24 protein-coding genes and 1 riboswitch are annotated in these 22,877 nt (G+C 55.3%); of the genes, 15 read left to right on the top strand and 9 right to left on the bottom strand.

The features are described 5' to 3' along the window. Nucleotides 1-32 precede the first annotated feature (32 nt). From RJP21_RS07505 to RJP21_RS07490, 4 genes are all read right to left on the bottom strand, one after another. Entirely contained in the window at nt 33-500 is a 468-nt protein-coding gene (locus tag RJP21_RS07505) for a carboxymuconolactone decarboxylase family protein (protein WP_310858736.1), read from the bottom strand. Between the two features lie 304 nt (nt 501-804). Continuing rightward, a complete protein-coding gene (locus tag RJP21_RS07500; protein ID WP_310858735.1) occupies nt 805-1,119 on the bottom strand; it encodes a DMT family transporter in 315 nt (104 codons plus the stop codon). After that, nucleotides 1,119-1,463 (bottom strand): DMT family transporter, encoded by a 345-nt coding sequence (locus RJP21_RS07495; RefSeq protein ID WP_310858734.1) that lies wholly within the window; start codon nt 1,461-1,463, stop codon nt 1,119-1,121. The genes RJP21_RS07500 and RJP21_RS07495 overlap by 1 nt, the downstream gene beginning before the upstream one ends. 25 nt (nt 1,464-1,488) lie before the next feature. After that, on the bottom strand, nt 1,489-2,076 hold the full coding sequence (locus RJP21_RS07490) for a TetR/AcrR family transcriptional regulator (RefSeq protein ID WP_310858733.1): 588 nt from the start codon (nt 2,074-2,076) through the stop codon (nt 1,489-1,491). A gap of 311 nt (nt 2,077-2,387) precedes the next feature. Here RJP21_RS07490 and cls point away from each other — a divergent pair, with 311 nt between their 5' ends. Together cls and RJP21_RS07480 are read left to right on the top strand one after the other, a co-directional pair. Further along, nucleotides 2,388-3,893 carry a cardiolipin synthase gene (gene cls, locus RJP21_RS07485; RefSeq protein WP_310858732.1) on the top strand — a complete coding sequence of 502 codons (1,506 nt, stop codon included), beginning with the start codon at nt 2,388-2,390 and terminating at the stop codon, nt 3,891-3,893. 139 nt (nt 3,894-4,032) lie between these two features. Next, complete coding sequence (locus RJP21_RS07480; RefSeq protein WP_212958239.1) at nt 4,033-4,863, top strand: ABC transporter ATP-binding protein; 831 nt, start codon at nt 4,033-4,035, stop codon at nt 4,861-4,863. A 185-nt stretch (nt 4,864-5,048) separates the two neighbouring features. Here the strand turns inward: RJP21_RS07480 and RJP21_RS07475 are convergent, their stop codons facing one another. Continuing rightward, nucleotides 5,049-6,566 (bottom strand): phospholipase D family protein, encoded by a 1,518-nt coding sequence (locus RJP21_RS07475; protein WP_310858731.1) that lies wholly within the window; start codon nt 6,564-6,566, stop codon nt 5,049-5,051. Nucleotides 6,567-6,797: 231 nt separating this feature from the next. Here RJP21_RS07475 and fni point away from each other — a divergent pair, with 231 nt between their 5' ends. The 3 genes from fni to RJP21_RS07460 all read left to right on the top strand — a co-directional run bounded on the left by fni (nt 6,798) and on the right by RJP21_RS07460 (nt 9,656). Further along, nucleotides 6,798-7,868 carry a type 2 isopentenyl-diphosphate Delta-isomerase gene (gene fni / locus RJP21_RS07470; protein WP_310858730.1) on the top strand — a complete coding sequence of 357 codons (1,071 nt, stop codon included), beginning with the start codon at nt 6,798-6,800 and terminating at the stop codon, nt 7,866-7,868. Between the two features lie 251 nt (nt 7,869-8,119). Beyond that, the gene (gene ychF, locus RJP21_RS07465) at nt 8,120-9,220 is read left to right on the top strand and encodes a redox-regulated ATPase YchF (RefSeq protein ID WP_310858729.1); all 1,101 of its coding nucleotides are present in this window, start codon (nt 8,120-8,122) and stop codon (nt 9,218-9,220) included. 205 nt (nt 9,221-9,425) lie between these two features. Then, nucleotides 9,426-9,656 carry a hypothetical protein gene (locus tag RJP21_RS07460; RefSeq protein ID WP_310858728.1) on the top strand — a complete coding sequence of 77 codons (231 nt, stop codon included), beginning with the start codon at nt 9,426-9,428 and terminating at the stop codon, nt 9,654-9,656. 188 nt (nt 9,657-9,844) lie between these two features. Here the strand turns inward: RJP21_RS07460 and RJP21_RS07455 are convergent, their stop codons facing one another. From RJP21_RS07455 to RJP21_RS07440, 4 genes are read right to left on the bottom strand one after another with little or no spacing between them, the layout of a single operon-like run. Further along, nucleotides 9,845-10,954, bottom strand: coding sequence for a DUF4097 family beta strand repeat-containing protein (locus tag RJP21_RS07455; protein ID WP_310858727.1), 1,110 nt, complete (start codon nt 10,952-10,954; stop codon nt 9,845-9,847). Then, nucleotides 10,951-11,472 (bottom strand): hypothetical protein, encoded by a 522-nt coding sequence (locus RJP21_RS07450; protein WP_310858726.1) that lies wholly within the window; start codon nt 11,470-11,472, stop codon nt 10,951-10,953. The genes RJP21_RS07455 and RJP21_RS07450 overlap by 4 nt, the downstream gene beginning before the upstream one ends. Next, nucleotides 11,469-11,891: a zf-HC2 domain-containing protein gene (locus tag RJP21_RS07445; RefSeq protein WP_160045295.1), complete on the bottom strand. Its 423-nt coding sequence runs from the start codon at nt 11,889-11,891 to the stop codon at nt 11,469-11,471. The genes RJP21_RS07450 and RJP21_RS07445 overlap by 4 nt, the downstream gene beginning before the upstream one ends. Continuing rightward, nucleotides 11,888-12,421 (bottom strand): RNA polymerase sigma factor, encoded by a 534-nt coding sequence (locus tag RJP21_RS07440; protein WP_212958341.1) that lies wholly within the window; start codon nt 12,419-12,421, stop codon nt 11,888-11,890. The genes RJP21_RS07445 and RJP21_RS07440 overlap by 4 nt, the downstream gene beginning before the upstream one ends. Before the next feature lie 531 nt (nt 12,422-12,952). Here RJP21_RS07440 and prfA point away from each other — a divergent pair. The 10 genes from prfA to RJP21_RS07390 all read left to right on the top strand — a co-directional run bounded on the left by prfA (nt 12,953) and on the right by RJP21_RS07390 (nt 22,706). After that, nucleotides 12,953-14,020, top strand: coding sequence for a peptide chain release factor 1 (gene prfA, locus RJP21_RS07435; protein WP_160045293.1), 1,068 nt, complete (start codon nt 12,953-12,955; stop codon nt 14,018-14,020). 4 nt (nt 14,021-14,024) lie between these two features. Further along, nucleotides 14,025-14,993 carry a peptide chain release factor N(5)-glutamine methyltransferase gene (gene prmC / locus RJP21_RS07430; protein ID WP_310858725.1) on the top strand — a complete coding sequence of 323 codons (969 nt, stop codon included), beginning with the start codon at nt 14,025-14,027 and terminating at the stop codon, nt 14,991-14,993. A gap of 87 nt (nt 14,994-15,080) precedes the next feature. Continuing rightward, entirely contained in the window at nt 15,081-16,310 is a 1,230-nt protein-coding gene (locus RJP21_RS07425) for an FtsW/RodA/SpoVE family cell cycle protein (protein WP_310858724.1), read from the top strand. A gap of 94 nt (nt 16,311-16,404) precedes the next feature. After that, complete coding sequence (locus tag RJP21_RS07420; protein WP_310858723.1) at nt 16,405-17,589, top strand: FtsW/RodA/SpoVE family cell cycle protein; 1,185 nt, start codon at nt 16,405-16,407, stop codon at nt 17,587-17,589. A gap of 256 nt (nt 17,590-17,845) precedes the next feature. Further along, nucleotides 17,846-18,586, top strand: a complete 741-nt coding sequence (spoIIR, locus tag RJP21_RS07415) for a stage II sporulation protein R (RefSeq protein WP_397386189.1) — start codon at nt 17,846-17,848, stop codon at nt 18,584-18,586. Between the two features lie 243 nt (nt 18,587-18,829). Next, on the top strand, nt 18,830-19,954 hold the full coding sequence (locus RJP21_RS07410) for an L-threonylcarbamoyladenylate synthase (protein ID WP_310858722.1): 1,125 nt from the start codon (nt 18,830-18,832) through the stop codon (nt 19,952-19,954). A 97-nt stretch (nt 19,955-20,051) separates the two neighbouring features. Further along, on the top strand, nt 20,052-20,612 hold the full coding sequence (locus tag RJP21_RS07405; protein WP_310858721.1) for a manganese efflux pump MntP: 561 nt from the start codon (nt 20,052-20,054) through the stop codon (nt 20,610-20,612). Between the two features lie 41 nt (nt 20,613-20,653). Beyond that, entirely contained in the window at nt 20,654-21,241 is a 588-nt protein-coding gene (locus RJP21_RS07400) for a low molecular weight protein arginine phosphatase (RefSeq protein WP_310858720.1), read from the top strand. Between the two features lie 149 nt (nt 21,242-21,390). Next, a riboswitch (ZMP/ZTP riboswitch) is annotated at nt 21,391-21,473 on the top strand. Between the two features lie 153 nt (nt 21,474-21,626). Next, a complete protein-coding gene (rpiB, locus tag RJP21_RS07395; RefSeq protein WP_160045285.1) occupies nt 21,627-22,082 on the top strand; it encodes a ribose 5-phosphate isomerase B in 456 nt (151 codons plus the stop codon). Between the two features lie 12 nt (nt 22,083-22,094). Beyond that, nucleotides 22,095-22,706 carry a TIGR01440 family protein gene (locus RJP21_RS07390; protein WP_310858719.1) on the top strand — a complete coding sequence of 204 codons (612 nt, stop codon included), beginning with the start codon at nt 22,095-22,097 and terminating at the stop codon, nt 22,704-22,706. Nucleotides 22,707-22,877: the final 171 nt, after the last annotated feature.

Below are 22,877 nucleotides of genomic sequence, written 5' to 3'. Positions count from 1 at the left end.
GGTGATTCACTCTTCGATTTTTGCAGACGTTTTTATGCTCTGCCGTTTTGCGACGGTGAAAAACATCCCGGGAACATTCCCGTCGAAATGGCGATCCGGTTCCAGCTATTGATCGTATTGATGGCCAGAATCAGCTCCATGAACTCTTTTTCGTCAAAATGCTTCCGGGCTTCCGCATAAACATCCTCCGGCACCCCTTGCTCGGAGATAAGCGTCACCGCTTCGGCCAGCGCAAGCGCCGCCCGCTGCTCCTCCGTATAAATCGGCGCTTCCCGCCACGCATTAAGCAAAACGATATGATTCCCGTAATCCCCGTGTTTCATTAAATCATTGGCATGCATATCCAGACAAAACGCGCAGCAGTTGATTTGCGATACGCGGATTTTGATCAGCTCCACCAGGACGATGTCGAGCGAAGAGTCCGAACTGGCCTTTTGCAGATTCGTCATCGCTTGAAATACTTGCGGACTCGCGGTCCGATAATTTAATCGCAGTGTCATTTCAAACTTCCTCCTTTATTTTCCAAAGATATGGACCTTACATATAGGAAGACAAAGAAGGCCTTTGTTTTGTGACAAAATTCAGAAAGTATAAACTACAGAGCCATTGCATCCTGATATTGCAAGAAAAACCACCTTTAAACGCGGTCTGTCTTCTGTGGAAGTACGTCGATAAATGTTTTTGTTATAATATCAGAAAGTATAAACTACAGAGCCATTGCATCCTGATATTGCAAGAAAAACCACCTTTAAATGCGGTCTGTCTTCTGTGGAAGTACGTCGATAAATGTTTTTCTTACATCTCTTACGAAATTAATTTCAAACCAACCGCCGAGCCGAGAATCATCGCGATAAAAAGCATTCGGCGCCATTCCTTCGGTTCCCCGAACACGAACATGCCGACAAGCGTGCTGCCCACGGTCCCGATCCCGGTCCATACGGCATACGCCGTCCCCATCGGCAACGTGTTCATCGCAAAGGAAAGCAGGGAGAAGCTTGCTGCGAAAGCCGCGAACAACAGCAAATAAGCGGTCCAGCCCTTTTTTTGCGTCACGCCCTTGATGCCGATCACGCCGAAAATCTCACACACGCCGGCAAGTACGATCGCTACCCATGCCATTACGCATCCGCTCCTTTCTTGGCTCCTTCGTCAGCCGTAATGAGCTTCAGCCCGATGACGCCTGCCAGCAGCACGAGAATCAGCAACGTTTTCGGCCAGCTGAAAGGCTCTCCGAAAACGAGCATTTCCGTTAAGACGGTACCGGCCGTTCCAAGACCCGTAAAGACGGCGTATACCGTGCCCACGGGAAGATGCTTCGACGCCTCGATAATGAGATAAAAGCTTACCGCTATGGCGGCAATCGTCAAAATCCATTCCAAAATGTTGGCGGAGTGTTTCAGACCCGATACCCACAGCACCTCGACGACGCCGCCCAAAATAACGTACAACCAATGCCGGTTCACGATGTTCCCTCCTCGTTAAAATCCGTTAAGTTTTTGCAGCTTGAATGCCCGCCCAAAAAATGGGCCAGGATGCTTTCAGTCTCCGCTTGGCGCTTGCCAGGCCGCCGTACACCATTTCGACGAGAATGCCGTCCACCAAGGTCATATAGGCCACCGCCGCATCCTCGGGACTGGCAATCGGTGCCGTCCCGTCCGCCTTCGCCTGCTCCATCAGCCGCAGGACCCGCCTTTCCATGGAATCCAAAAAAGGATAGATCAGTTTCATGACTTCGTCGTACAAGGAAGAAGGCGGAAAAAAGGACATTCGAAGCACGAATTTGCTCTCGCTGCTGCGGGTGTACTCCTCTTGAAGAAAGGCCAGCAGCTCGGCCAAACGCTGATCCAGCGGCTGGTCCTTCCTGCTGATGAAATAGCGGGTGATTCTCCGCTTTTCTTCTTTCAGCGCGTTTTTCAGCGAACGGAGGAACAGATCGTCCTTACCCTTGAAATGGGCGTATATCGAAGGCTTTTTGATCCCGACGTCTTCGGCTATTTTTTGCAGGGAGGCTCCTTCGTAACCATCCTCCGCAAAATGCGCCAGCGCGGTATCCAAAAGCAAACGTTTTGCATTCATAACATCACCTCCATCAAAACTACCTAACGGTCGTTAGGGATATCTTTTCACGAAACCGTCCGTCTGTCAAGGTTTTCGGTTCATTCTGTTTGATCATGGCCTTGAAGAGGCGTCTTTATGCTGAAGCGGATTTTTTCGGAAGGACCGGGTCTGGTCCTATTTCGAAGCCTGTCCCAAAGCGTTTTTTCCAGCGATCTATAGGAAGATTGTCATCGTTGATGTAGAATAGAATTTGCTGGCCGCGTCCGAATTTTCGCCAAATTTCGGAAGCGGCAGCGCTTGATGGAAAAGTGAACGAATCGGGGGAACCTATGAGAAGGGCTATACAGGCTGTACTTATTGCGGCTTTATTATTTGTTTTTTATTATGTCGGATTCGGATTTTTCGGCAAAACGGCAGGCACGATCGTCAGCATATTTTCGACCCTGACCGTCGTCTCGCTCGGATTCATGATATTTATGGAAAACAGAAACCCTTCCTCGACGATGGCCTGGATATTGCTGCTGGCGCTGGTGCCGGTCGTGGGACTGTTTTTTTACCTGTTGTTCGGGCAAAACTACTTCAAACGCCGCAAATTCGACAAAAAGGCCGAGCAGGATTCCAAAATCTATGAAATGCTCGAGGAAGGAAGCGTGCGGGTTCAGCAAGACCTGTCGGATTTTAATCCGATGCAGCAGCAGCTGCTGAAGCTTTCGCAGAGGCTGGCGAGGACGCCGATCTCGTTCACGAGCGAAACCCGGATTTTGACCAACGGCAAAGAAACCTTCTCCACGCTGCTGCAGGAGCTGGAAAAAGCCAAACATCACATTCATATGGAATATTACATCTATCGCGCGGACGATATCGGCACCCGGATTCAGCGGATTCTGATCGAAAAAGCGAAAGCCGGGGTCCACGTGCGTTTTTTGTACGATGCCTGGGGCAGCATGCAGCTGCCGAAGTCGTTCCTGCGGGAAATGGCCAACGCCGGCGTCAAGGTTGCGGCTTACGGAAGCTCCAAAGCGTTTTTCCTGTCGAGGGTGAATTTTCGCAATCATCGTAAAATCGTCGTCATCGACGGGAACGTGGGTTTTATCGGCGGCCTGAACGTCGGGGACGAATATTTGAGCCGCAGCGCCACCTACGGCTTTTGGCGGGACACGCATATGTCGGTCAAAGGCGAAGCGGTCAGGACGCTGCAGATCATTTTCCTTCAGGACTGGAACTATATGACGGGCGAAAAGGTGCTCGAAGCCGAATATTTGTCGCCGCTTCTGGCGGAGCGGAACAGCGGGGCCATCCAAATCATTCCGAGCGGGCCGGACAACGACCGGCGCACGCTTAAAAACATATTTTTTTCCATGATTACTTCCGCGCAAAAATCCGTTTGGCTGGCTACGCCTTATTTCATCCCTGATGAAGACATTCTGACCTCCCTGCGCGTCGCCGCCATGTCGGGCCTGGATGTTCGCATCCTGTTTCCGGCAAAACCGGATAAATGGCTGCCGTTTCTGGCATCCCATTCCTATTTTCCGGCGCTGCTTGATGTCGGCGTCCAAATTTACGAATACGAAAAGGGCTTCCTGCATTCCAAGCTGCTCATCATCGACGGGGAAGTGGCCACAATCGGCACGGCGAACATGGACATGCGGAGCTTCCATTTGAATTTCGAGGTCAATGCGCTGCTTGTGCAGACGGAAAGCGTGAAGCGGATCGTATCGGATTTCGAGCGCGACCTCAAATCGACGAAGCAAATCGTGCTGGACAAGTTTATGAAAAAGAAAATTCCCGAACGGATTCTGGAGTCGCTCGCCCGCCTGATGTCCCCGCTGTTATAGCGGGGTGGGGCCGGGCCGCCTGTATTGACATTGGTTACGGGACATTTTATATTTGTGATAATGATTATCATTTGCTGCCTGACGGAACTTTGGTTGAATTTCGATAAAAATGAAGAACAGAATGAGGAGGTAACCGGCGATGACCCTTTTGCAAACCGAGGAGCTGACGCTCAGTTACGGAGATACGGAGATTATCAAGGACCTTAGCCTTCAGATTCCCGAGGGCAAAGTGACCGTGCTCATCGGCAGCAACGGATGCGGCAAATCGACGCTGCTGCGTTCGCTGGCGCGCCTGCTCAAACCGAAAAGCGGATCTGTGCTTCTGGATGGAAAGGAAATTCATCGCGCTTCGACCAAAGAGGTAGCGAGAAACATGGCGATTTTGCCGCAGGGGCCGACGGCGCCCGAAGGACTGACGGTGCTTCAGCTGGTCAAGCAGGGGCGGTATCCCCACCAGTCTTGGCTGAAGCAGTGGAGCGAAGAAGACGAACGGCTCGTGCGGGAAGCGCTGGAGATGACCGGGCTGTCGGACATCGCGGAGCGGGCGGTGGACTCGCTTTCGGGAGGACAGCGGCAGCGGGCGTGGATTGCCATGACGCTGGCGCAAAATACCGATCTTATTTTGCTCGACGAGCCGACGACGTATTTGGACTTAAACCACCAGATTGAAGTGCTGGACCTGCTGTACGAGCTTAACCGCGAACAGGGGCGCACCATCGTGATGGTGCTCCATGACTTGAATCTGGCCTGCCGTTATGCCGACCATATGATCGCGGTCAAAAACCAAGGCGTGTTTTGCGCCGGGGCACCCGAGGACGTGCTGACGCCCCAAATGGTGAAGGAAGTGTTCTACATGGACTGCATCATCGCCGAAGACCCGATTTTCGGCACGCCGATGTGCGTACCGCACGGCAAAGGCCGTTTATGCGGTGACCGCTGCCAGTTTAAGTCGGTTTGCGAGAAGCCGTAAGGAAAATGTCGATGAATATAAGAAGGCGTTCTGCGTTAGGCAGAGCGCCTTTTTTGCCTATGCGGCGGACGCTCCGTCATATAAGCGGAACCTCCCGCGTCGGGAGCAGCACGCCGTGCGTTTGCAGGCAGGAATCACGGAGTAATGACATATCTCTGTTGAGCCGGAAAACCTTGAGGCACCGCTTAAAAGGTAGTGTATCGAACAGCCTTCTGGATGCGGTAAATGAGGTCTTCGTACCAGGCGGACTTGTAGGCGCTTAAGTCTAGACTGAAGGAACCGTCCCTGTTGTTCCATAAACGGTCGAAATAACGGCGCATCTGCATATCCAGCGGCGCGCCGGACGGAACGGATACCCACAGGTCGTTTTCCAGGTTGTAGTCGTTCAGGTTGCGGGGCGTCATGTTGGCGGCGCCGCCGACAATGACGGAGTTTCCGGCCGGCTTCTCAATATACATCATTTTCGTATGGTATTGCTCCTGCGTCGTATGGTACCAGCGGATCGAAATTTTGCCTTGTGAGCGTTTGACCAGCATCGAAACGACTTGGCGGTTCGGAATTCCGATTTTTTTCTCTCCGAAGGCGTTGTTGTTCGGATCGAGCAGCAGACGGATGGCGACGCCACGTCCCGCTGCGGACAGCAGGGCGTTCAGCACCTTCCTATCCTCAATATAAAACATGCCCATCCAAAGCGTGTCGCCTTTTTGGGCGGCTTCGATCTCCTGGAGTACGTATTGATAGGTTTTACCCTCCGTTACGTACCGGATGCCGATCGGTCCTGCGTTGATTCCGGGATTTTGCTCGGGAACGTAAGCCGGAAGCGCTCCCCCTTTGGACAGGCCGGCGGCCGCCTGCTCTGATTTGAGGATATCCCCGATCACGGGGCCGCCGACCTCAAAGGCGATATTCGAATGATAGGCGCTGGCATCGTGAACGTTGCCCGAAAGGACAAGCGCACGTTTTTCGCTGAGGACGACTTTACGGTGGTTGGCTTTAATGTTTAACAGCTTTAAGTAGGAACGGATCGTCATTTTCGGGGCGTTCGTCGCCATCAGGTCGGGTACCCAGCCTTTGCCGGATACTCCGAACCATTGAATGAACGTGCGCCATACGGCCGAGTAGACCGGGTTCGGGTCGCGAAGCGGATTCAGGTCGGTCACGATGACCCGGATGCCCGCCGCTTTCAGCCGTTCCAGCAGCGCATTGGGGGCGGAGCCGTAGCTTGTGTTGACGGGATCGGTAATCACTACGATGTCCATGTCGGAAAATTCCCTTTTATGCCGTACCAGCCTGTCCGTCAATTCTTCGCTGACCTTCGGAAACTGCTGGCCTTTGTGGGCGTAGTTGTTGAACAGGAAAAGGTCAATGACGAGAAATTTCCTGGACTCATCCACGATCTCGCCGATTCTTTGGCGGATTTGCTGCTCGGCGACGATCCTGCCGGACGGATCGGGGTAAGTCAGGTCGTACAGAAACCGGACGTCTTCGGTATAATGCAGCGGGCTTTCATAGGAAATCCCCGGAGGAAGGGGTTTATGCGTCTGATAAATAATCACGCACACGAGCCATAACAGCAGAACGGCCAATAGGGTGACGACCAGGCGCCGTTTGCGCCGTTTGCCGCGATTCGGCTTGTCGATCGGATTGTCTGAAGCGGTTTGATGCGTGCTGCCGGCAGCGCCCCATACCTGATCTTGTCCCATGGTTTGATCCTCCGTTTAGGCTTATGTTCTTTCATGCTCGGTTCATGCTCGGTTCATTGTAAAATTCATCCTATAGTCTGGACTAAAAAAGCATTTGTCATGAATCCGATTTGAAATTCAGAGCGCCAAGATGAGATGATAGAAGAATATTTTGACGGATGGATGTGTAATCTACTGTTAATTTTCGGCCGGATTGGGTATGGTCAACGGGAAATACGGAAGGGGATCTTGATGAGCGAAAATCATGCGGGCAAAAAATCGCTTTTGCCGGAAATCGCGACGGGAGAACGAAAAATCGAACATGTGCGGATCAGCCTGTCGGAGGAGGTTAGCGGCGTAGGCGTAACGAACGGCTTGGAAAAATACAGATTCCGCCATTCGGCTCTGCCGGAGATCGATTTTGACGCCGTTACCCTGGAATCATCCTTTCTAGGGATGCCGGTGCGCACGCCGCTGCTGATCAGCTCCATGACAGGCGGAAGCAAAACGACGGGCGCGATTAACGAACGTCTGGCTGCAGCCGCCGAGTCGCGGGGCTGGGCGATGGGGGTCGGTTCGGTACGCGCTGCCGTGGAGCGCGAAGAGTTAGGGTATACCTTTGATGTGCGCAGGCATGCTCCGACGATTCCCGTCATCGCGAATTTGGGAGCGGTTCAGCTCAACTACGGCTTCGGCATCGAGGAATGCCGCCGGGCGGTCGACATCGCCGGAGCGGACATGCTGGTGCTTCACTTTAACGGGCTTCAGGAGGTATTTCAGCCTGAAGGCAATACGAACTTCAGCGGACTTCTGTCCAAGATTGAGCAGGTGTGCCGGCAGCTTGAGGTTCCGGTCGGGGCAAAGGAAGTCGGCTGGGGCATTGACGGCGGAACGGCCGCAAGGCTGCTGCAGGCGGGTGTCAAATTCGTGGACGTCGCCGGTGCCGGCGGCACCTCTTGGAGTCAGGTCGAAAAGCACCGCAGCAAAGACAGCATGCGGCGCGCAGCGGCCGAAGCCTTTGCGGGCTGGGGCAACCCGACGGCCGAATGCATTGAGGAAGTCCGCAAAGTATGTGCGGATGCCGGGCTGATCGGCAGCGGCGGACTTAAAACCGGCGTGGACGCTGCCAAGGTGCTGGCGCTGGGGGCCGATCTGGCGGGATTCGGACGCAGCGTGCTCGGACCGGCGGTGGAGTCGGAGGAGGCGCTGCACGCGGCGCTGGCGCAGGTGGAGTTCGAGCTGCGGACAGCCATGTTTGGCATCGGAGCGGCGACCGTCGCCGCGCTCCGGGCGACCGACAGGCTGGTACGGATCCAGCCGTGAACGATGCCGGGCAGTCCCCGGCCGATGGGGGCCGAGGGGCGTTTTGGCGCGGACTGACGGTACGCCGCCTTTGTCTTGATGCCCCCCTGGTTCTAATATATAATGGGTAGGATTGAGAGGCTGCGCAAGCGCAGCGGTTGGTTGCAAGGTTTGCGTATTTTTATTTCCGTTTAATAGATGGGGATTTTTTCGAATCCTTCAAATCATTCGGGCTTTTGCCTAGTCCAATATGAAATAGGAGTGTCATATCGATGGCTTTGAAAGCAGGTATCGTGGGATTGCCGAACGTCGGCAAATCCACTTTGTTTAACGCGATTACGCAGGCGGGTGCGGAATCCGCAAACTATCCGTTCTGCACGATCGATCCGAACGTCGGCGTCGTGGAGGTGCCGGACGAGCGTCTGGACAAGCTTACCGAGCTTGTGCAGCCGAACAAAACCGTGCCGACCGCGTTCGAATTCGTGGATATCGCCGGCCTTGTCCGCGGCGCGAGTAAAGGCGAAGGGCTCGGCAACAAATTTTTGGCCCACATCCGTGAAGTGGATGCGATCGTCCATGTCGTCAGATGCTTCGAGGACGAGAACATTACACACGTCGACGGGAAAGTGGATCCGGTCAGCGACATCCAGACGATCAACCTGGAGCTGATTCTCGCCGACCTGGAGAGCGTCGACAAACGGATCGATCGCGCCCGTAAAAACATGAAAGGCGGCAACAAGCAATACGAGCAGGAGATCGCCATTCTGGAGCGCGTGAAAGAAGCGCTGTACAACGACCAGCCTGCGCGCAGCGTAGAGCTGTCCGATGACGAGAAGGTCGTGCTGCGCGATTTGCACCTGCTGACGATGAAGCCGGTCCTCTATGCCGCCAATGTCAGCGAAGACGGCGTGGCCGATGCGGACAGCAATCCGTATGTGCAGCAGGTTAAGGATTTCGCGGCGGCCGAGCATGCCGAGGTCGTGCCGATCAGCGCCAAGGTCGAAGCCGAAATCGCCGAGCTTGAAGGCGAGGACAAGGCGATGTTCCTTGAAGAGCTGGGCCTTGAGGAATCCGGCTTGAACCGCTTGATTAAAGCGGCATACCGTCTTCTCGGCCTCTATACGTATTTTACGGCCGGCGTTCAGGAAGTACGGGCATGGACGATCCGCAAAGGAATGAAAGCGCCGCAGGCTGCGGGCGTCATCCATTCGGACTTTGAGCGCGGGTTCATCCGGGCGGAGGTCGTTTCCTACGACGACCTGATGGCTGCCGGCAGCATGAACGCAGCCAAAGAACGCGGCCAGCTCCGCCTCGAAGGCAAGGACTACGTCGTTGCCGACGGCGACGTCATGCATTTCCGGTTTAACGTGTAATACAGTGTAATACTAGAGCAGTGGTAGTTAAGGGCTGTCCCGACGCGCACTGTACCCGATTGTTAGTCATGCGATTAGCAAAGAGGTGCAGCTTGCCCAGGGGCAGCCTTTTTGGCGTGAGCGCCGACAATCACGGAATGGGGCCGCCGGTGGCCGGACACTATAGGAATACATGCATTATGAAAGGTTAAAGGGGGAGAATCTGTTGAGTCAGGACATCAGTATTTGGACGCTCAAAAAAATGCCCTTGCAGCAGGTCATTCAATATATTGAGCGGAACAGCACGCCCGATTATCGGGCGCGGATGGCAAAGATAAGCAAAACCGATTATGAGCGCCTGCCGGCCGCACAAGCCCAGGATAAGCTGGCTGCCGCGATTTCGAACATGAGCGAGGAAGAATATACGGATTATTTATTGGAGCTGGTTGATGAATAAATGGGTAGGGGCGAGATATGGGAAAGAACCCGGATCGGCATTCATGATCGAATTTGGCGAGCGGGTTTTGGAGCAAAAATCGGGCTTTCAAGATATGGAACCTTGAAGCCCGATTTTTCAGATATTTTCCGGAAAACGTCTCCCGTAAACAATGAAGGATTAACCATCCTTATCGGTTGCTTATTTTTTTAGTTCTCGTAATTCACTTTGATGCTGCCGTTGGATGTCGTCAGCTCGACATGATGGGAACCGTCGCCAATCATGGCGCGTTTACGGTTGTCGCCGCCATCCTCGGCCCACGCGATGCTGCCGCCGATGGACGAATTGGAGGTTTTGGCTTTAATTTCGGCGCTCGCGTTTTCAGGCACCTTAAGGTTAATGCTGCCGTTCGTGCTGCTGCAGGTCCAGTCGCCGCCAATGGCAGAAGTGCCCCGGATCGCTCCGTTGGTCGTCTTGGCGGTTACCTCTCCGGCGACGCGATCGATCGTAAGGGACCCGTTGGTTGATTTCAGCTGTGCAGAGCCGCCGATGTCCGCCACCCGAACCGCCCCGTTCGTCGTTGAAGCGGATACGTTGCCTTTTACTTGCTCCAGCGTGATGGACGAATTGGTGGTCACGGCCGTGAAGCCGGCGTCCAGTTGCTTCCCGATCACCGAGTCGTTTTTGGTACGAACCTCGACCTCAAGCGATTTCGGCACGGATACGTTCACATATTCCTCATCAGGGAAGAAACCGATTTGAAACAAGACTCCGGGATTATCTTCGAGCGAAAGGACGAGCGTGTCTCCGGACGGACTAACCTTCCATCTTTCCTTGGCTTTCCGATCGGCATCTTCCTGGTTTTTAGCGTCACGGAACCGGAATTTTCCGTCGTAGGTTAGCTTGGCATCTTCGGTGCCGGTGACGTTGACTTTCCCATGGTCGACCTTGATCTCGACGCGTTTGATGCCGCTCCCTACTTCCGTTTGGCCTTGAACGGCGCCGACATAACCGCGGTTGAACAAGCCGCCTAGATCCGGCAGCACGGTCTGGACCGTGCTAACCAGCAGCAGAAGAATCAGGATCGTCACGCTGAAGCCGCCAAGCCGGACTCTTCTTTCGGAGTGGATGATATTGGCGATCACCACCTCGACGCCAAGAAGAATAAGCAGCATGGGCCAAACATATTTAAGCGCCTCGGATGAAATGATGTTGTTGAATTGCAATAAAACGATGACGCCGACGCCGATCAGGCCGATGGCGGAAGTCCAACGGCCGACCTTGATGGGCGGAGGCGTCTGATTCACTGGGGGGTTCATAAAGATTCGCTCCCTCTACGATCGGGTTTTTTTAACAGCAGCCGCAAGCCGTAGCCGATTAATGCGACGGCGAGCAGGAAGCTGGCCGTATTTTCCTGAAGCACCCAATGCCAGAGCGCTGGAAAAATGGTCACGAGCAGCACCGCGGCGCCTGCAAGGACGCAGCCGACCCCGGTCCAAACCGGATTCAGCTGGTTTTCCCGCGGATATCCGCCCATTGCCATTAAATCCTGCATCGACCAAGGATATCCGAAGGTCTCCTGGCCCATCATCATGCGTTCATGCTCCAGGGCCGCGGCTTTCATCCAGGCCGCTCTTTGCAGCGCGTCGAACAGCTGGTAAAACCAGAGAATCGCCAGCGCGAACGAGAAGATCATCGGAATGGACGGAATCAAAATGATGCAGGCTGCGGTTCCGATCATAAGTTGCAGTCCTTGTTTGGCGAATCCAAGATACAGGTGTCCCACACCGGGAATGAGCGCGAGCAAAAACGTAAGCCATCTACTTTTTTTAATCATCGTTTACCCTCCTTAAATAAGTGATTTACGGAATGCGAGAAGATTTCGGTCGCCTGCGAAATGCCTGAGCTCAAATGTTCGAACACGCCGAACTGGAACAGGCAGAAGGCCAAGCAAGCCGCCACCCCGAAATGGGCGATCACCGATTTTCGGGAATTCCTAGGTCTCATTCGCGAAGCCTGGCGCGTATATAGAGGCGGCATCTGCCGGATTTCACCCATGATGTCCGCCGTTAAATCTGGAAAATCGGTCTCCTGGTCAGGCTGCTGCCAGATGAGGGCCATTTCCTGCACCTCCTTGTGCCATGCCTGACACGCAGGACAGGTACGCAGATGCTGTTCGATATAAAGGGAGGATTCAGGAGGAAGTTCCCCAGCGGTATAAGCCCCCAGTTGATATTGGATCAATTCGCATTTCATCGTAATTCCTCTCCTTTCTTTCGCATCATGGCCCTTGCGCGGTACAGCTGGGATTCCACCGTTTTGGCGGTAATTCCGCGCCGTTCGGCGATTTCCTGATAAGAGCACTGCTCGAAATAATACATCCGGACGGCCGACCGGTACGGCTCAGCGAGCTCGTCGACCATCCTTCGGAGCCTGCTGCTCCTTTCTTCCGACAACACGATTTGTTCCGGGGTCTCATTGGTGACCCAGTCGTTTTCGCTGACTTCTCCCGGACTCCGCCGCGCCTGCTCGCGCTGCTGCGCGCGCTTCCAGTCGAGACATTTGCGGACGGCGATCTGGTACAGCCAAGTGGAGAAGGAGGAATCCTCGCGGAAGGCGGGAAGGGCGGAATAAGCCTTCATGAAAATGTCCTGCGACAAATCTTTGGCCGACGTTTCGTCGGATGTTATTTTAAGGCACACGTGGTACACCATGTTTTGGTACCGCTGCACCAGAAATTTGTAAGCTTCCGGATGGCCGGCCTTGACGGCCCGGACCCACTGCAACTCTTCCAGTCTTCTCCCCTCCTCCTGTTTCATTTCGTTTGACGACGGGCCCGGAACGAACCCTGCAAGATTTTTAAAAAACTTTTTTCCATTGTACCGCATGGCCGAAGAATGCTGCGTTTTATTTTGGAACGATAGCGATAAAAACATCTCCGCGAAAGCGGATCGGCATGTATCGGTCAAAGAGGGGCAAGGGCTCCGAAGGTTTTGTCGATGGCCTTTGCATGCTTCTCATTTTGGTAATAAAATAAGGTTTAGCCATCGGCATGGCCCTCAAACCGGGAAGCTTGAAGCCCGGCAGTTTCGCGTTCCGTGGGTCCCTGTTTTGAGGCTGGAAAAAACGAATGATTCATGGTATAATAAAAAGTCGTCTGTCCATGGTATGTTAACAAAAGGATAAACGGCTTTTTCTTCATATGATACTTAAAGCACTTTAAATAGCCCCATAAAGTGACGAGCGGCCTCTGAAGCTTATTCCGATTACTTTGCGGGGCCCCGGAATATATTAAAAAACAGGAGAGGTGACCCCCCTTGTTGGACCGATTGCAAGCCTTGGCAGACCGCTACGAAAAACTGAGCGAGCTGCTGTGCGACCCTGACGTTGTGAACGACAGCAAGCGACTTCGGGAATATTCGAAGGAACAATCCGACTTACAGCCTGCTTACGAGGCTTATACTGAATATAAAACCGTAACGGAAGAGCTGGAAGCTGCCAAAGCGATGCAGGGCGAAAAGCTCGACGACGACATGCGCGAAATGGTCAAAATGGAAATCGAAGAGCTGACCGCCCGGCAGACCGAGCTTGAAGAGCGCATCCGCGTTCTGCTGCTGCCCAAAGATCCGAACGACGACAAAAACGTCATCGTCGAAATCCGTGGCGCCGCAGGCGGCGACGAAGCGGCGCTGTTTGCGTCTGATCTGTACCGCATGTACACCCGTTATGCCGATACTCAAGGCTGGCGCGTGGAGCTTATGGAAGCCAACATGAACGACCTTGGCGGCTTTAAAGAGGTCATCTTCATGATCAACGGCCGCGGCGCGTACAGCAAATTGAAATACGAAAGCGGAGCGCACCGCGTGCAGCGCATTCCGGCGACGGAATCGGGCGGGCGGATCCATACGTCGACCTCGACGGTGGCCGTCATGCCGGAGGTCGAAGATATCGACATCGAAATTCTCGACAAGGATATCCGCGTGGACACGTTCTGTTCCAGCGGCGCGGGCGGACAATCCGTCAACACGACCAAATCCGCCGTGCGGGTGACGCACATCCCGACCGGGATCGTAGCCACCTGCCAGGACGGAAAATCGCAAAACTCGAACAAAGAAAAGGCGCTGCAGGTGCTGCGCGCCCGCATTTTCGATATGAAACGCCAGGAAGAGGAAGCGAAATACGCCGGCGAGCGCAAAAGCAAAGTCGGCACCGGGGACCGCAGCGAGCGGATCCGGACTTACAACTTCCCGCAAAGCCGCGTGACGGATCACCGGATCGGCTTGACGCTGCATAAGCTCGATCAAGTGATGAACGGCGAAATCGAGGAAATCATTTCCGCCCTGAACATTGCCGAGCAGGCGGAATTGATGGAAAAAGGGGAATAATGCTTTGCAAGAAACCACATTCGTGATGACGCCAAAGCAAACGATACGGGAAGCCTTTGTTGAGGCTTCCTCTTTTTTAAGCGCGTGCGGCGTGACGGAGCCGCAGCGCAGCGCCCAGCTGCTTCTGGAGCATGTGCTGGGGCTGGAAGGCGCTTCCTATTACATGGCCTTGCCCGAGCCGTTTCCCGGGGAGCGCCGCGAAGCTTGGGAGCGGGCGGTGTCGCGCCGCGGGGCCGGGGAGCCGGCGCAGTACATTATCGGGATGCAGGAATTTTACGGCATCCCGTTTGAGGTGACGCCGGCCGTGCTCATTCCGCGGCCGGAAACGGAACTGCTCGTGGAGGCCGTGCTGGCGCAGGCCGAGCGGCTGTGGCCGGAGGGCGCCGCGCGAAGCGGCGCTCCAGGCGGACCCGATGCCTCCGGCGAAGGGGCATCGGGCAAAGGCGGCGCGCTGCGCAAGCTTGAGTGCGCCGACATCGGCACCGGCAGCGGCGCCATCGCGGTCACGCTGGCGCTGCACGCCCCGCGCTGGCATGTCCGTGCCAGCGACATCTCGGCGGACGCGCTGCGGGTCGCCGCGCGCAACGCCGCCGCAAACGGCGCGCAGGTTGACTTCCTGGAAGGCAACCTGCTTGAGCCGTTTGCGGGCGGTTGGTTGGACATTCTGGTGTCCAACCCGCCGTACATCCCTGCGGCCGACATCGCCGGCCTGCAGCGGGAGGTGCGCGACCACGAGCCGCGCACCGCTCTCGACGGCGGCACGGACGGACTCGTCCCGTACCGCCTCATGATGGAGCAGCTGCCGCTGCTCCAGGCCCCGCCCCGGCTCATCGCCTTCGAGCTCGGGCAGGGGCAGGCACGGGACGTGGCGGCGCTGCTGCGCGCCGCCGGCCATTGGGACGAAATCATTATCGTCCCCGATCTTGCCGGCATCGAGCGTCATGTGATCGGCATTTCGAATATGCCGCGGTAAATTTTTCTTTGCATCCGGTTTAAACTACAATAGAGGTATTGAGGCTTGGGGATTTCGCCAAATCCAAAACATATTGGAGGATGCCGCATGCTGCAGAAATTCAAACGTATGGACATGTCCATCATTTTCATCCTGCTTGCGTTGATGGCGTTCAGCCTGTTTTCCATTTACAGCGTCACGGCGGGCAGGCCGAAAATCGGGCACTATTCGGAGCGGATGGCCGTTTATTATGCGGTCGGTTTCGCGGCCTTTTTGAGTTTCTCGCTGACCAGCTACAAGCTGCTGATCAGGTATGCCTTATATATTTATTTGTTCGGCTTGATGCTGCTGGTGCTGGTGCTATTTTTCGGTAACGAGTATTACGGCGCCAAGGGGTGGATCACACTCCCGGGCGGCCTCAGTCTGCAGCCGGCCGAATTGTTCAAACTGTTTCTCATCATTTTCATATCCTTCCTCCTGATGCGGAAGCGGAAAAACAAACTGAAGTTCTGGCGGGACGTGGTTCCGCTCGGTTTTGTCACTCTTGTGCCGTGGGCGCTCGTGATGCTGCAGAACGACCTCGGCAACGCGCTCAGCTACATGGTCATTTTGGCGGGACTGCTTTGGGTCGGCAACATCAAATACAGCCATGCCTTCATCGCTTTGGCGGTCGCCTTCGCCGCGGTGTTTGGCGGCATCCAGGCTTACATCCATTATCATGACAAGGCGGTCAAGCTGATAAGCGAGGATCTCGGCAAAAAGCACTGGATCGCCCGTTTTGACCCGTGGCTGGTGCCGGATCTCGCCTCCCGCGACGTCAGCTGGCAGACGTACAACGCAAAGCTGGCCATCGGTTCCGGCGGGATCGAAGGCAAAGGCTACATGAAAGGAACGACGATCCAGTCCGAGCGCGTGCCGCTGGCCTATGCCGATTCGATTTTCGTGCAGATTGCCGAAGAATACGGCTTTATCGGCTCTTCGGTGCTGCTTTTGCTTTATTTTATCCTGATCCACCGGATGGTGCTGATTGCGGCGGATTGCCGCGACCGGGCGGGGCCTTATTTGATCACGGGCATCATCACGATGTTCGTCTATCAGATTTTCGTCAACATCGGCGCATTTATCGGCCTCATGCCGCTGACCGGCATCACGCTCCCTTTTATCAGCTTTGGGGGGACCTCGCTGGTCATCAACATGGTGAGCATCGGGGTCGTCATGAGCATCCGGATTCACGGGCAGGAGGAGGAAGAGCCGTTTCCGCTTCCGGAAAGTACGGTGGAAAGCGGCTGGTACGGCAAGGTTTTCCAGCGTATTCGCAATGGATTTAACAGGAATTGAATATGGGGCTGCTATTCCATTACAATAGTACAGTGAGTTTTTAACTAGGATCACGGCAAGAAGGGCGGGAGAGGCCCGCACAGGGGGATAGCACATGCTTCAAAAGCTGAAAAAAGTGGATTATGTCGTCGTGTTTATACTTTTGATATTCATGGGCGTCAGCATTATGGCGATATACAGCGTCACGACGGGGACCAAGTTTGCGGGCTCTCACATCAAAATGCTGTATTTTTACATTTTGGCGTTTGTCGTATTTTTCGGACTGGTTTTATTGGATTACAAGGTGCTCGTTAAATATGCGTTATATATCTATTTGTTCGGGATATTGCTGCTGATTGCCGTCAACTTTATCGGGTCCGATGTGAACGGTGCCCAGGGGTGGATTAAGTTCGGAGGATTCAGCCTTCAGCCGGCCGAGCTGTTTAAGCTGATTTTGATCATTTTCCTGACGTACTTATTGATGAAAAGGCCGAAGGCCAAACTCTCGTTATGGAGAGACGTGCTGCCGATTGGGGGTCTGACCTTCATTCCGTTTGCGCTGGTTATGGTTCAAAACGACCTCGGTAACGCCCTCAGCTATATTCTCATATTGCTTGGGCTGCTGTGGATCGGCAATATCAAATTTCTGCATGCGTTTCTGGCCCTCGTTATTTTGGCGGCGGTGGCTGTCGGCGGAATTTTTTCTTACATCCATTTCCATGACAACATCGAGAAATTTTTGAAAAATATCGGGCGAGAGCATTGGACGGAACGGATCGATCCTTGGCTCGTTCCCGATAAGGCGACGGCCAAGGCCTCGTACCATACGAAAAACGCCAAGCTTGCCATCGCCTCCGGCGGCATGATGGGCGAAGGGTACATGCAGGGAACGTCGGTGCAGTCCGGCCGCGTGCCTTACACGTATTCCGACTCGATTTTCGTGGAAATCGCCGAGGAGTTCGGATTTGTCGGGTCATCGGTCGTTCTGCTGCTGTATTTCATTTTGATCCACCGGATGATCCTGATTTGCCTCGAATGCCGGGACCGGGCGGGGCCGCTGCTGATCGTCGGGGTCATATCCATGATGCTGTATCAAATTTTTGAAAATATCGGCGCGTTTATCGGCCTCATGCCGCTGACGGGGATCACGCTTCCGTTCATCAGCTACGGCGGCACGTCGCTCCTCATCAATGTGGCCAGCATCGGCATCGTGATGAGCGTTCGCGTTCACGGGCATGAAGTTAGCGAGGATATCGTCTCGCCGGCGCCGCAGAAAATGTCGGCCACCAAGCAGGCTTGATCGAATAGGTCCGTTTTTCCTTGCCTTTAACGGCAAGGAGAAGCGGCCTTTTTCATTGCAAGGAAAGTGTAGGGCTTCGAAAACCGTACGCTTGCGCCTCGGAAAAACCGTCGATACATGCGATGCTTTCTTCGGAGCTCAGTAGACACCTTTTTATTTTTTCGCTAGATTCATAGACTGCCGGGTTTAGACTCTATCATTTTCGGCCATACTGGTCAGTATCATAGCAGGATTTGATAGAGGGGGCGCGAAAGGCATGTGGAATCATAACGAAAAAGAAGACCGCTTGCGGTCTTTGGTTAAGAATACCGCCATTATTTTTTGTATCATGTTGATGCTTGCCATGACTTGGGAAGCGCAAAAAACGGACGCCGCCGTTGCCGGGGGGCCGATTCCCCAGGAATCGATCCGTCTGCGCATTTTGGCCAACTCCGATAATCCGGACGACCAGCTGGTCAAAAGGCAAATCCGCGATGCGGTGGTCGAGCAAATGGATGCATGGGTACAGGAGCTGGACAATCCGCAAAGCCTGGAGGAGGCGCGGAAGACGATTCGGGAGCATTTGCCCGAAATAAACGAACTGGTCGGAAGGGAATTGGGGAAGAAGGGGATCGACTATGAATACAGCGTAGAGCTGGGTGTCGTTCCATTCCCTACGAAATTGTACGGAGGAACGGTTTATCCGGCAGGCAACTATGAAGCGCTGCGGATTACGCTGGGTGCCGGCAAAGGCCAGAACTGGTGGTGCGTGCTGTTCCCGCCGCTTTGCTTCATCGACGCCGGCAGCGGCGATGCTGCGGCGCAGCCGGCGGCCAAAGCGGAAACGGCCAAGGCGCAGGGCAAGGCGAAAAAGACGGCCTACAAACCGGGAGACCCGGAAGGGAAAACCGTAAAGGCTTCGGAGCAGGCGCCGGTCAAAGCTTCCGAACCGGAGGTTCGATTCTTCCTTTGGGATCTGTTAGAAGGGATCTTCAGCTGGTTTAAAGCTTTGTTCTAAACGATTCGGATACGGGGACACTGGTTTCCGTACGGATCGGCCGGTTACAACCTTCGTTTCAGGTGTGGTAATATAGGGGTACAATATATACGCGGTAAATTAGGATTAAAACGGCTCAACGTCACAATCATTGCTAGGCGTACGGAGGTTGAACGGCTTTACGGGCCGGCCGCCGCAGCATTGATTCGTTTTGAGCCTTTTTCGATACCGGGTGAACCATTCGACAGAAAGACAGGGATATCCATGGAACATACTGATCAAGAGCTTGGGACGGGGCGGCCGTCCACTCCTTTTTGGCGCATCGGGCCGGAACTATTGTCCGATCCTGCCAAGCTGCGGGAGGAACTGAAGCCGGCGGCTGCGATTCTTCGGGAAGGAGGCGTGGTCGCGTTTCCGACCGAAACGGTGTACGGTCTTGGCGCGGACGCGCGTTCGACGGAGGCGGTCGAGGCGGTATTTGCGGCGAAGGGCAGACCGTCGGATAATCCGCTTATCGTCCATATTGCGAACCGGGGCGGACTGGACGGACTGGTGAAGGCGGTGAGTCCTGCGGCACAGCGGCTGATGGATGCCTTCTGGCCGGGGCCGCTGACGATCGTGCTGCCGGTTCGGCCCGGCGCGCTGTCGCCCCGAGTGACGGCAGGACTGGACACGGTGGGGATCCGGATGCCGGATCACCCGGTGGCGCTGGCGCTCATCGCGGAATCGGGCTGTCCCGTGGCGGCGCCGAGCGCCAACCGTTCGGGACGCCCGAGCCCGACGCTGGCCGGCCATGTGATGGAAGACCTGGCCGGCACGATCGGCGGCATCGTCGATGGCGGCGCGACCGGCGTCGGCGTCGAATCGACCGTCGTTCAGGTGGCGGAGGACGGTTCCGTCATCGTTCTCCGTCCGGGGGGCGTCACGCTGGAGCAGCTGTCGCAGGCGGCGGGAGCGCCCGTGCGTTTGGACCCGGCGCTCTTGCCCGACGCCGGGAGCGACCACATCGAAGCTCCGAGAGCTCCCGGGATGAAATATACCCATTACGCCCCGAAGGGCGTGCTTCGGATCGTCGCCGGGCCGTCGGCGGCGGGAGTGTCCGATTGGATCAGCCGGAGCTTGCGGGAAGCGGCTGCCCGCGGCGAGCGAACCGGGGTTCTCGCTTTCGAGGAGCACATCGGGCGTTACCAAGCCGATTGCATTGAAAGCCTGGGCAGCTTGTCCGATTTAAGCGCGGCTGCGCATCGCCTGTACGCCGCCCTCCGCCGGATGGACGAGGAGGGCATCGGTTTTATTTTATCCGAGGCTTGCCCGGAAGAAGGACTGGGAGCCGCGATTATGAATCGTCTCCGAAAGGCGGCGGGACAGCGCGTGATCCGGCTTGATTGAACTTTTCGATAGCTTGGCCGCCAGAACGTACAAGTCATGATTGTCCACATGTCCGCATATGGTTGTACAAGAACCTAACGGACATGGGGGAATTGGAATGTTGGAGACATCCGCCGGTTTGGGTCAGCTGATTGCGATCCTCATTATGGCCGCGGCACTTGGTATGGATGCTTTTTCTCTGGGCATCGGGATCGGCATGAAAGGGATTCGCCTGCTGCATGTGTTGAAGATCAGCGCGCTCATCGGCATGTTTCATATCCTGATGCCGCTTTTGGGCATGTACGCCGGGCAATACATGAGCTCTTTGCTTGGGCAGGTGGCGGATTACGTTGCCGGAGGACTGCTCATCCTGCTTGGGGTCCACATGGTGTTCGGCTCTTTTAAAAGCGGGGAGGACCGGGTGATCGACCATCGCTCGCTGCTGGGCATGATGCTGTTCGCCTTGAGCGTCAGCGTGGATTCCTTTTCCGTCGGGCTTTCGCTCGGGATGTTCCAAAGCAATTTGGCGTTTACCGTTTTGGCCTTTGGAATCAGCGGCGGGGCGATGTCGGTATTGGGGCTCATGCTGGGCCGGAGGGCCAGCCGCAACCTGGGGGACTACGGGGAGGCGCTGGGAGGTGTAATCCTGCTGGCATTTGGCCTCGCCTTTATCTTTTGATACAATAATCGCCAAAGAACAATCCGGGAGGTGCGATAGACGTGAAACATATCTTGTTTGTGTGTACCGGGAACACGTGCCGCAGCCCGATGGCGGAAGCTCTTCTCCGCAAAATGGCCAAAGACCGCGGCATCGCTGTCGAAGCCCGTTCCGCCGGCGTCGCGGCGATGGACGGCTTATCGATGTCGCGTCATGCGGAAGCCGTTTTGCGCGACCACGAGATCGATGACCGTCTGACATCAAAATCGTTGAAGCCGGATGCGGTGGATTGGTCCGATTTGATCCTTACGCTTACCCAAAGCCATAAGCAGCAGGTCATCCGGAACTTTCCGCAGGCGGCGGACAAAGTGTACACGCTGAAAGAATACGTGGAAGACGACGAGAGCGTGTTAAACGACCTGAAAGAGCTGGACGGCCTGTACGCGACTTGGGAGGTCAAACGCTCGCTCGGACAGGAGCTGACGAATGAGGAGCGGGAACGCTTGATCGAAATCCAGCAACGGGTGCCGAGCTTCGATATTTCAGATCCTTTCGGGGGATCCCGGGAGGATTATGATTTGGCGGCGGCCGAAATCCGTGCCGCGATTGAACGGTTGCTCGATAAGCTGGAGGCTTACCGCGCGTTCTGATAACAGCCTGCCGCACGCCGGATCTTTTGCGGGACGGCCCCCGTTCGTTCGGAAGAAGCCGTGAAAGCCGTCTTTTAGGCGGCGGAAGGGCGAGAGTGAAATGGCTTGCTTTTCGGCGCTTAATGGCTTATGATGGTTGTGAAAAACCTTGGATCCGGTGTAACTGGCGACAACTGTGGATGAAACCACGATGGAGCACCGGATGATACGGCCGGTCGCCTGGGCAAAAGAGCAATTCTGCGGTAACCCGCGGACTGCTCTTTTTTGTATTCATGAGGGAATTTTGCGTCATCCCCGTGAAGGTATTTTCATCTTGTGGCTTTGAAATAGGGTATAATGTACAAGAAGTCACATAAGCACGAAATTCAGGGAGGTTTTTCGAAACATGAAGATTGCTGTGGGAACAGATCACGCGGGTGTGCGTTTGAAGGAAGACATCATCGCCGTCATTCGGGAAATGGGTCACGAGGTCGTGGACGTGGGGTGCAGCTGCGCTGACTCCGTGGACTATCCGGACTATGCCCTGCCCGTATGCGAGCAGGTCGTCTCGGGTGAAGTGGATCGCGGCATTCTTATTTGCGGAACCGGGATCGGCATGAGCATCGCTGCGAACAAGGTTCCGGGCATCCGCTGCGCGCTGGTGCATGACGTATTTTCCGCCAAAGCGACCCGGGAGCACAACGATTCCAACGTGCTCGCAATGGGCGAACGCGTTATCGGTCCCGGCTTGGCGCAGGAAATCGCCAAAATCTGGCTCGGCACGCCGTTCAGCAGCGGGGAGCGCCATACGCAGCGGGTTAGCAAAATCAAAGCGATCGAGGACCGTTATCTGCAGCATTAGGGAGGTGTTCGCATGGAATCGGCTGAACCGAGCATTCCATCGGAAGTTTCGCTAAAAGAGCAAGTATCGGATATTTTGCGGGAATTGGCGGAAGCGGCGGGGCTCGGCCCCGGCAAAGTCGTCGTGGTCGGAACCAGCACGAGCGAAGTGGCTGGCCGGCGGATCGGCACCTCGGGAGCGTTCGAAGTGGCCCAAGAACTGCTGGAAGGCATCCGGGAAGTCAGCGGCGAGTTCGGATTCGAGCTGGCGTTCCAGTGCTGCGAGCATTTGAACCGGGCACTCGTGGTGGAGCGTTCGCTTCTTGCGGCGCTGCGGCTTACCGAAGTGGCCGCCGTTCCCGTTCCGAAGGCCGGCGGGTCGATGGCCAGCGCCGCCTACCGCTCGATGAAGGAGCCGTGCCTGGCCGAATCCATCGAAGCGGATGCAGGGATCGACATCGGGGAAACGCTGATCGGCATGCACCTGCGGCGCGTCGCCGTGCCCTACCGTACCAAGCTGCGGTACGTCGGGCAAGCGCGCGTTAATGCCGCGTTCACCCGCCCGAAGCTGATCGGCGGCGAGCGGGCGGTCTACCGGGTATTGCCGGAGGAGCAGGATGCGGGCAGTGCATCGCATTGCGATTAAACACGGCGATTTAGCAGTAGAGGCAACAAGTATGGCTCAATATTAGTTTTGATAAAATGCGAAAGCAGCGGAGGGGACGGAATCGATTCTTACGAAGAACGATCCGTAACCGTAGCGGTCACCTCGCACGATGTCAGCCACTAAATTGTTTGAGCCGCAAATATGAAAGTT

It is taken from the genome of Paenibacillus sp. VCA1 (assembly GCF_031583795.1).
In the GTDB taxonomy this organism is placed as follows: Bacteria; Bacillota; Bacilli; order Paenibacillales; family Paenibacillaceae; genus Paenibacillus_AQ; species Paenibacillus_AQ albilobatus.
This window is presented reverse-complemented; position numbering and strand designations above follow the sequence as displayed.

What these genes read in the sequence shown, in the direction of transcription:
- spoIIR (WP_397386189.1), top strand. Translation starts at nt 17,846, where the DNA reads ATGTGGAATCATAACGAAAAAGAAGACCGCTTGCGGTCTTTGGTTAAG.
- RJP21_RS07390 (WP_310858719.1), top strand. Translation starts at nt 22,095, where the DNA reads ATGGAATCGGCTGAACCGAGCATTCCATCGGAAGTTTCGCTAAAAGAG.
- RJP21_RS07410 (WP_310858722.1), top strand. Translation starts at nt 18,830, where the DNA reads ATGGAACATACTGATCAAGAGCTTGGGACGGGGCGGCCGTCCACTCCT.
- rpiB (WP_160045285.1), top strand. Translation starts at nt 21,627, where the DNA reads ATGAAGATTGCTGTGGGAACAGATCACGCGGGTGTGCGTTTGAAGGAA.
- RJP21_RS07505 (WP_310858736.1), bottom strand. Translation starts at nt 500, where the DNA reads ATGACACTGCGATTAAATTATCGGACCGCGAGTCCGCAAGTATTTCAA.
- ychF (WP_310858729.1), top strand. Translation starts at nt 8,120, where the DNA reads ATGGCTTTGAAAGCAGGTATCGTGGGATTGCCGAACGTCGGCAAATCC.
- RJP21_RS07480 (WP_212958239.1), top strand. Translation starts at nt 4,033, where the DNA reads ATGACCCTTTTGCAAACCGAGGAGCTGACGCTCAGTTACGGAGATACG.
- RJP21_RS07450 (WP_310858726.1), bottom strand. Translation starts at nt 11,472, where the DNA reads ATGATTAAAAAAAGTAGATGGCTTACGTTTTTGCTCGCGCTCATTCCC.
- cls (WP_310858732.1), top strand. Translation starts at nt 2,388, where the DNA reads ATGAGAAGGGCTATACAGGCTGTACTTATTGCGGCTTTATTATTTGTT.
- RJP21_RS07500 (WP_310858735.1), bottom strand. Translation starts at nt 1,119, where the DNA reads ATGGCATGGGTAGCGATCGTACTTGCCGGCGTGTGTGAGATTTTCGGC.
- RJP21_RS07445 (WP_160045295.1), bottom strand. Translation starts at nt 11,891, where the DNA reads ATGAAATGCGAATTGATCCAATATCAACTGGGGGCTTATACCGCTGGG.
- RJP21_RS07490 (WP_310858733.1), bottom strand. Translation starts at nt 2,076, where the DNA reads ATGAATGCAAAACGTTTGCTTTTGGATACCGCGCTGGCGCATTTTGCG.
- RJP21_RS07420 (WP_310858723.1), top strand. Translation starts at nt 16,405, where the DNA reads ATGCTTCAAAAGCTGAAAAAAGTGGATTATGTCGTCGTGTTTATACTT.
- RJP21_RS07405 (WP_310858721.1), top strand. Translation starts at nt 20,052, where the DNA reads ATGTTGGAGACATCCGCCGGTTTGGGTCAGCTGATTGCGATCCTCATT.
- RJP21_RS07425 (WP_310858724.1), top strand. Translation starts at nt 15,081, where the DNA reads ATGCTGCAGAAATTCAAACGTATGGACATGTCCATCATTTTCATCCTG.
- fni (WP_310858730.1), top strand. Translation starts at nt 6,798, where the DNA reads ATGAGCGAAAATCATGCGGGCAAAAAATCGCTTTTGCCGGAAATCGCG.
- RJP21_RS07475 (WP_310858731.1), bottom strand. Translation starts at nt 6,566, where the DNA reads ATGGGACAAGATCAGGTATGGGGCGCTGCCGGCAGCACGCATCAAACC.
- RJP21_RS07455 (WP_310858727.1), bottom strand. Translation starts at nt 10,954, where the DNA reads ATGAACCCCCCAGTGAATCAGACGCCTCCGCCCATCAAGGTCGGCCGT.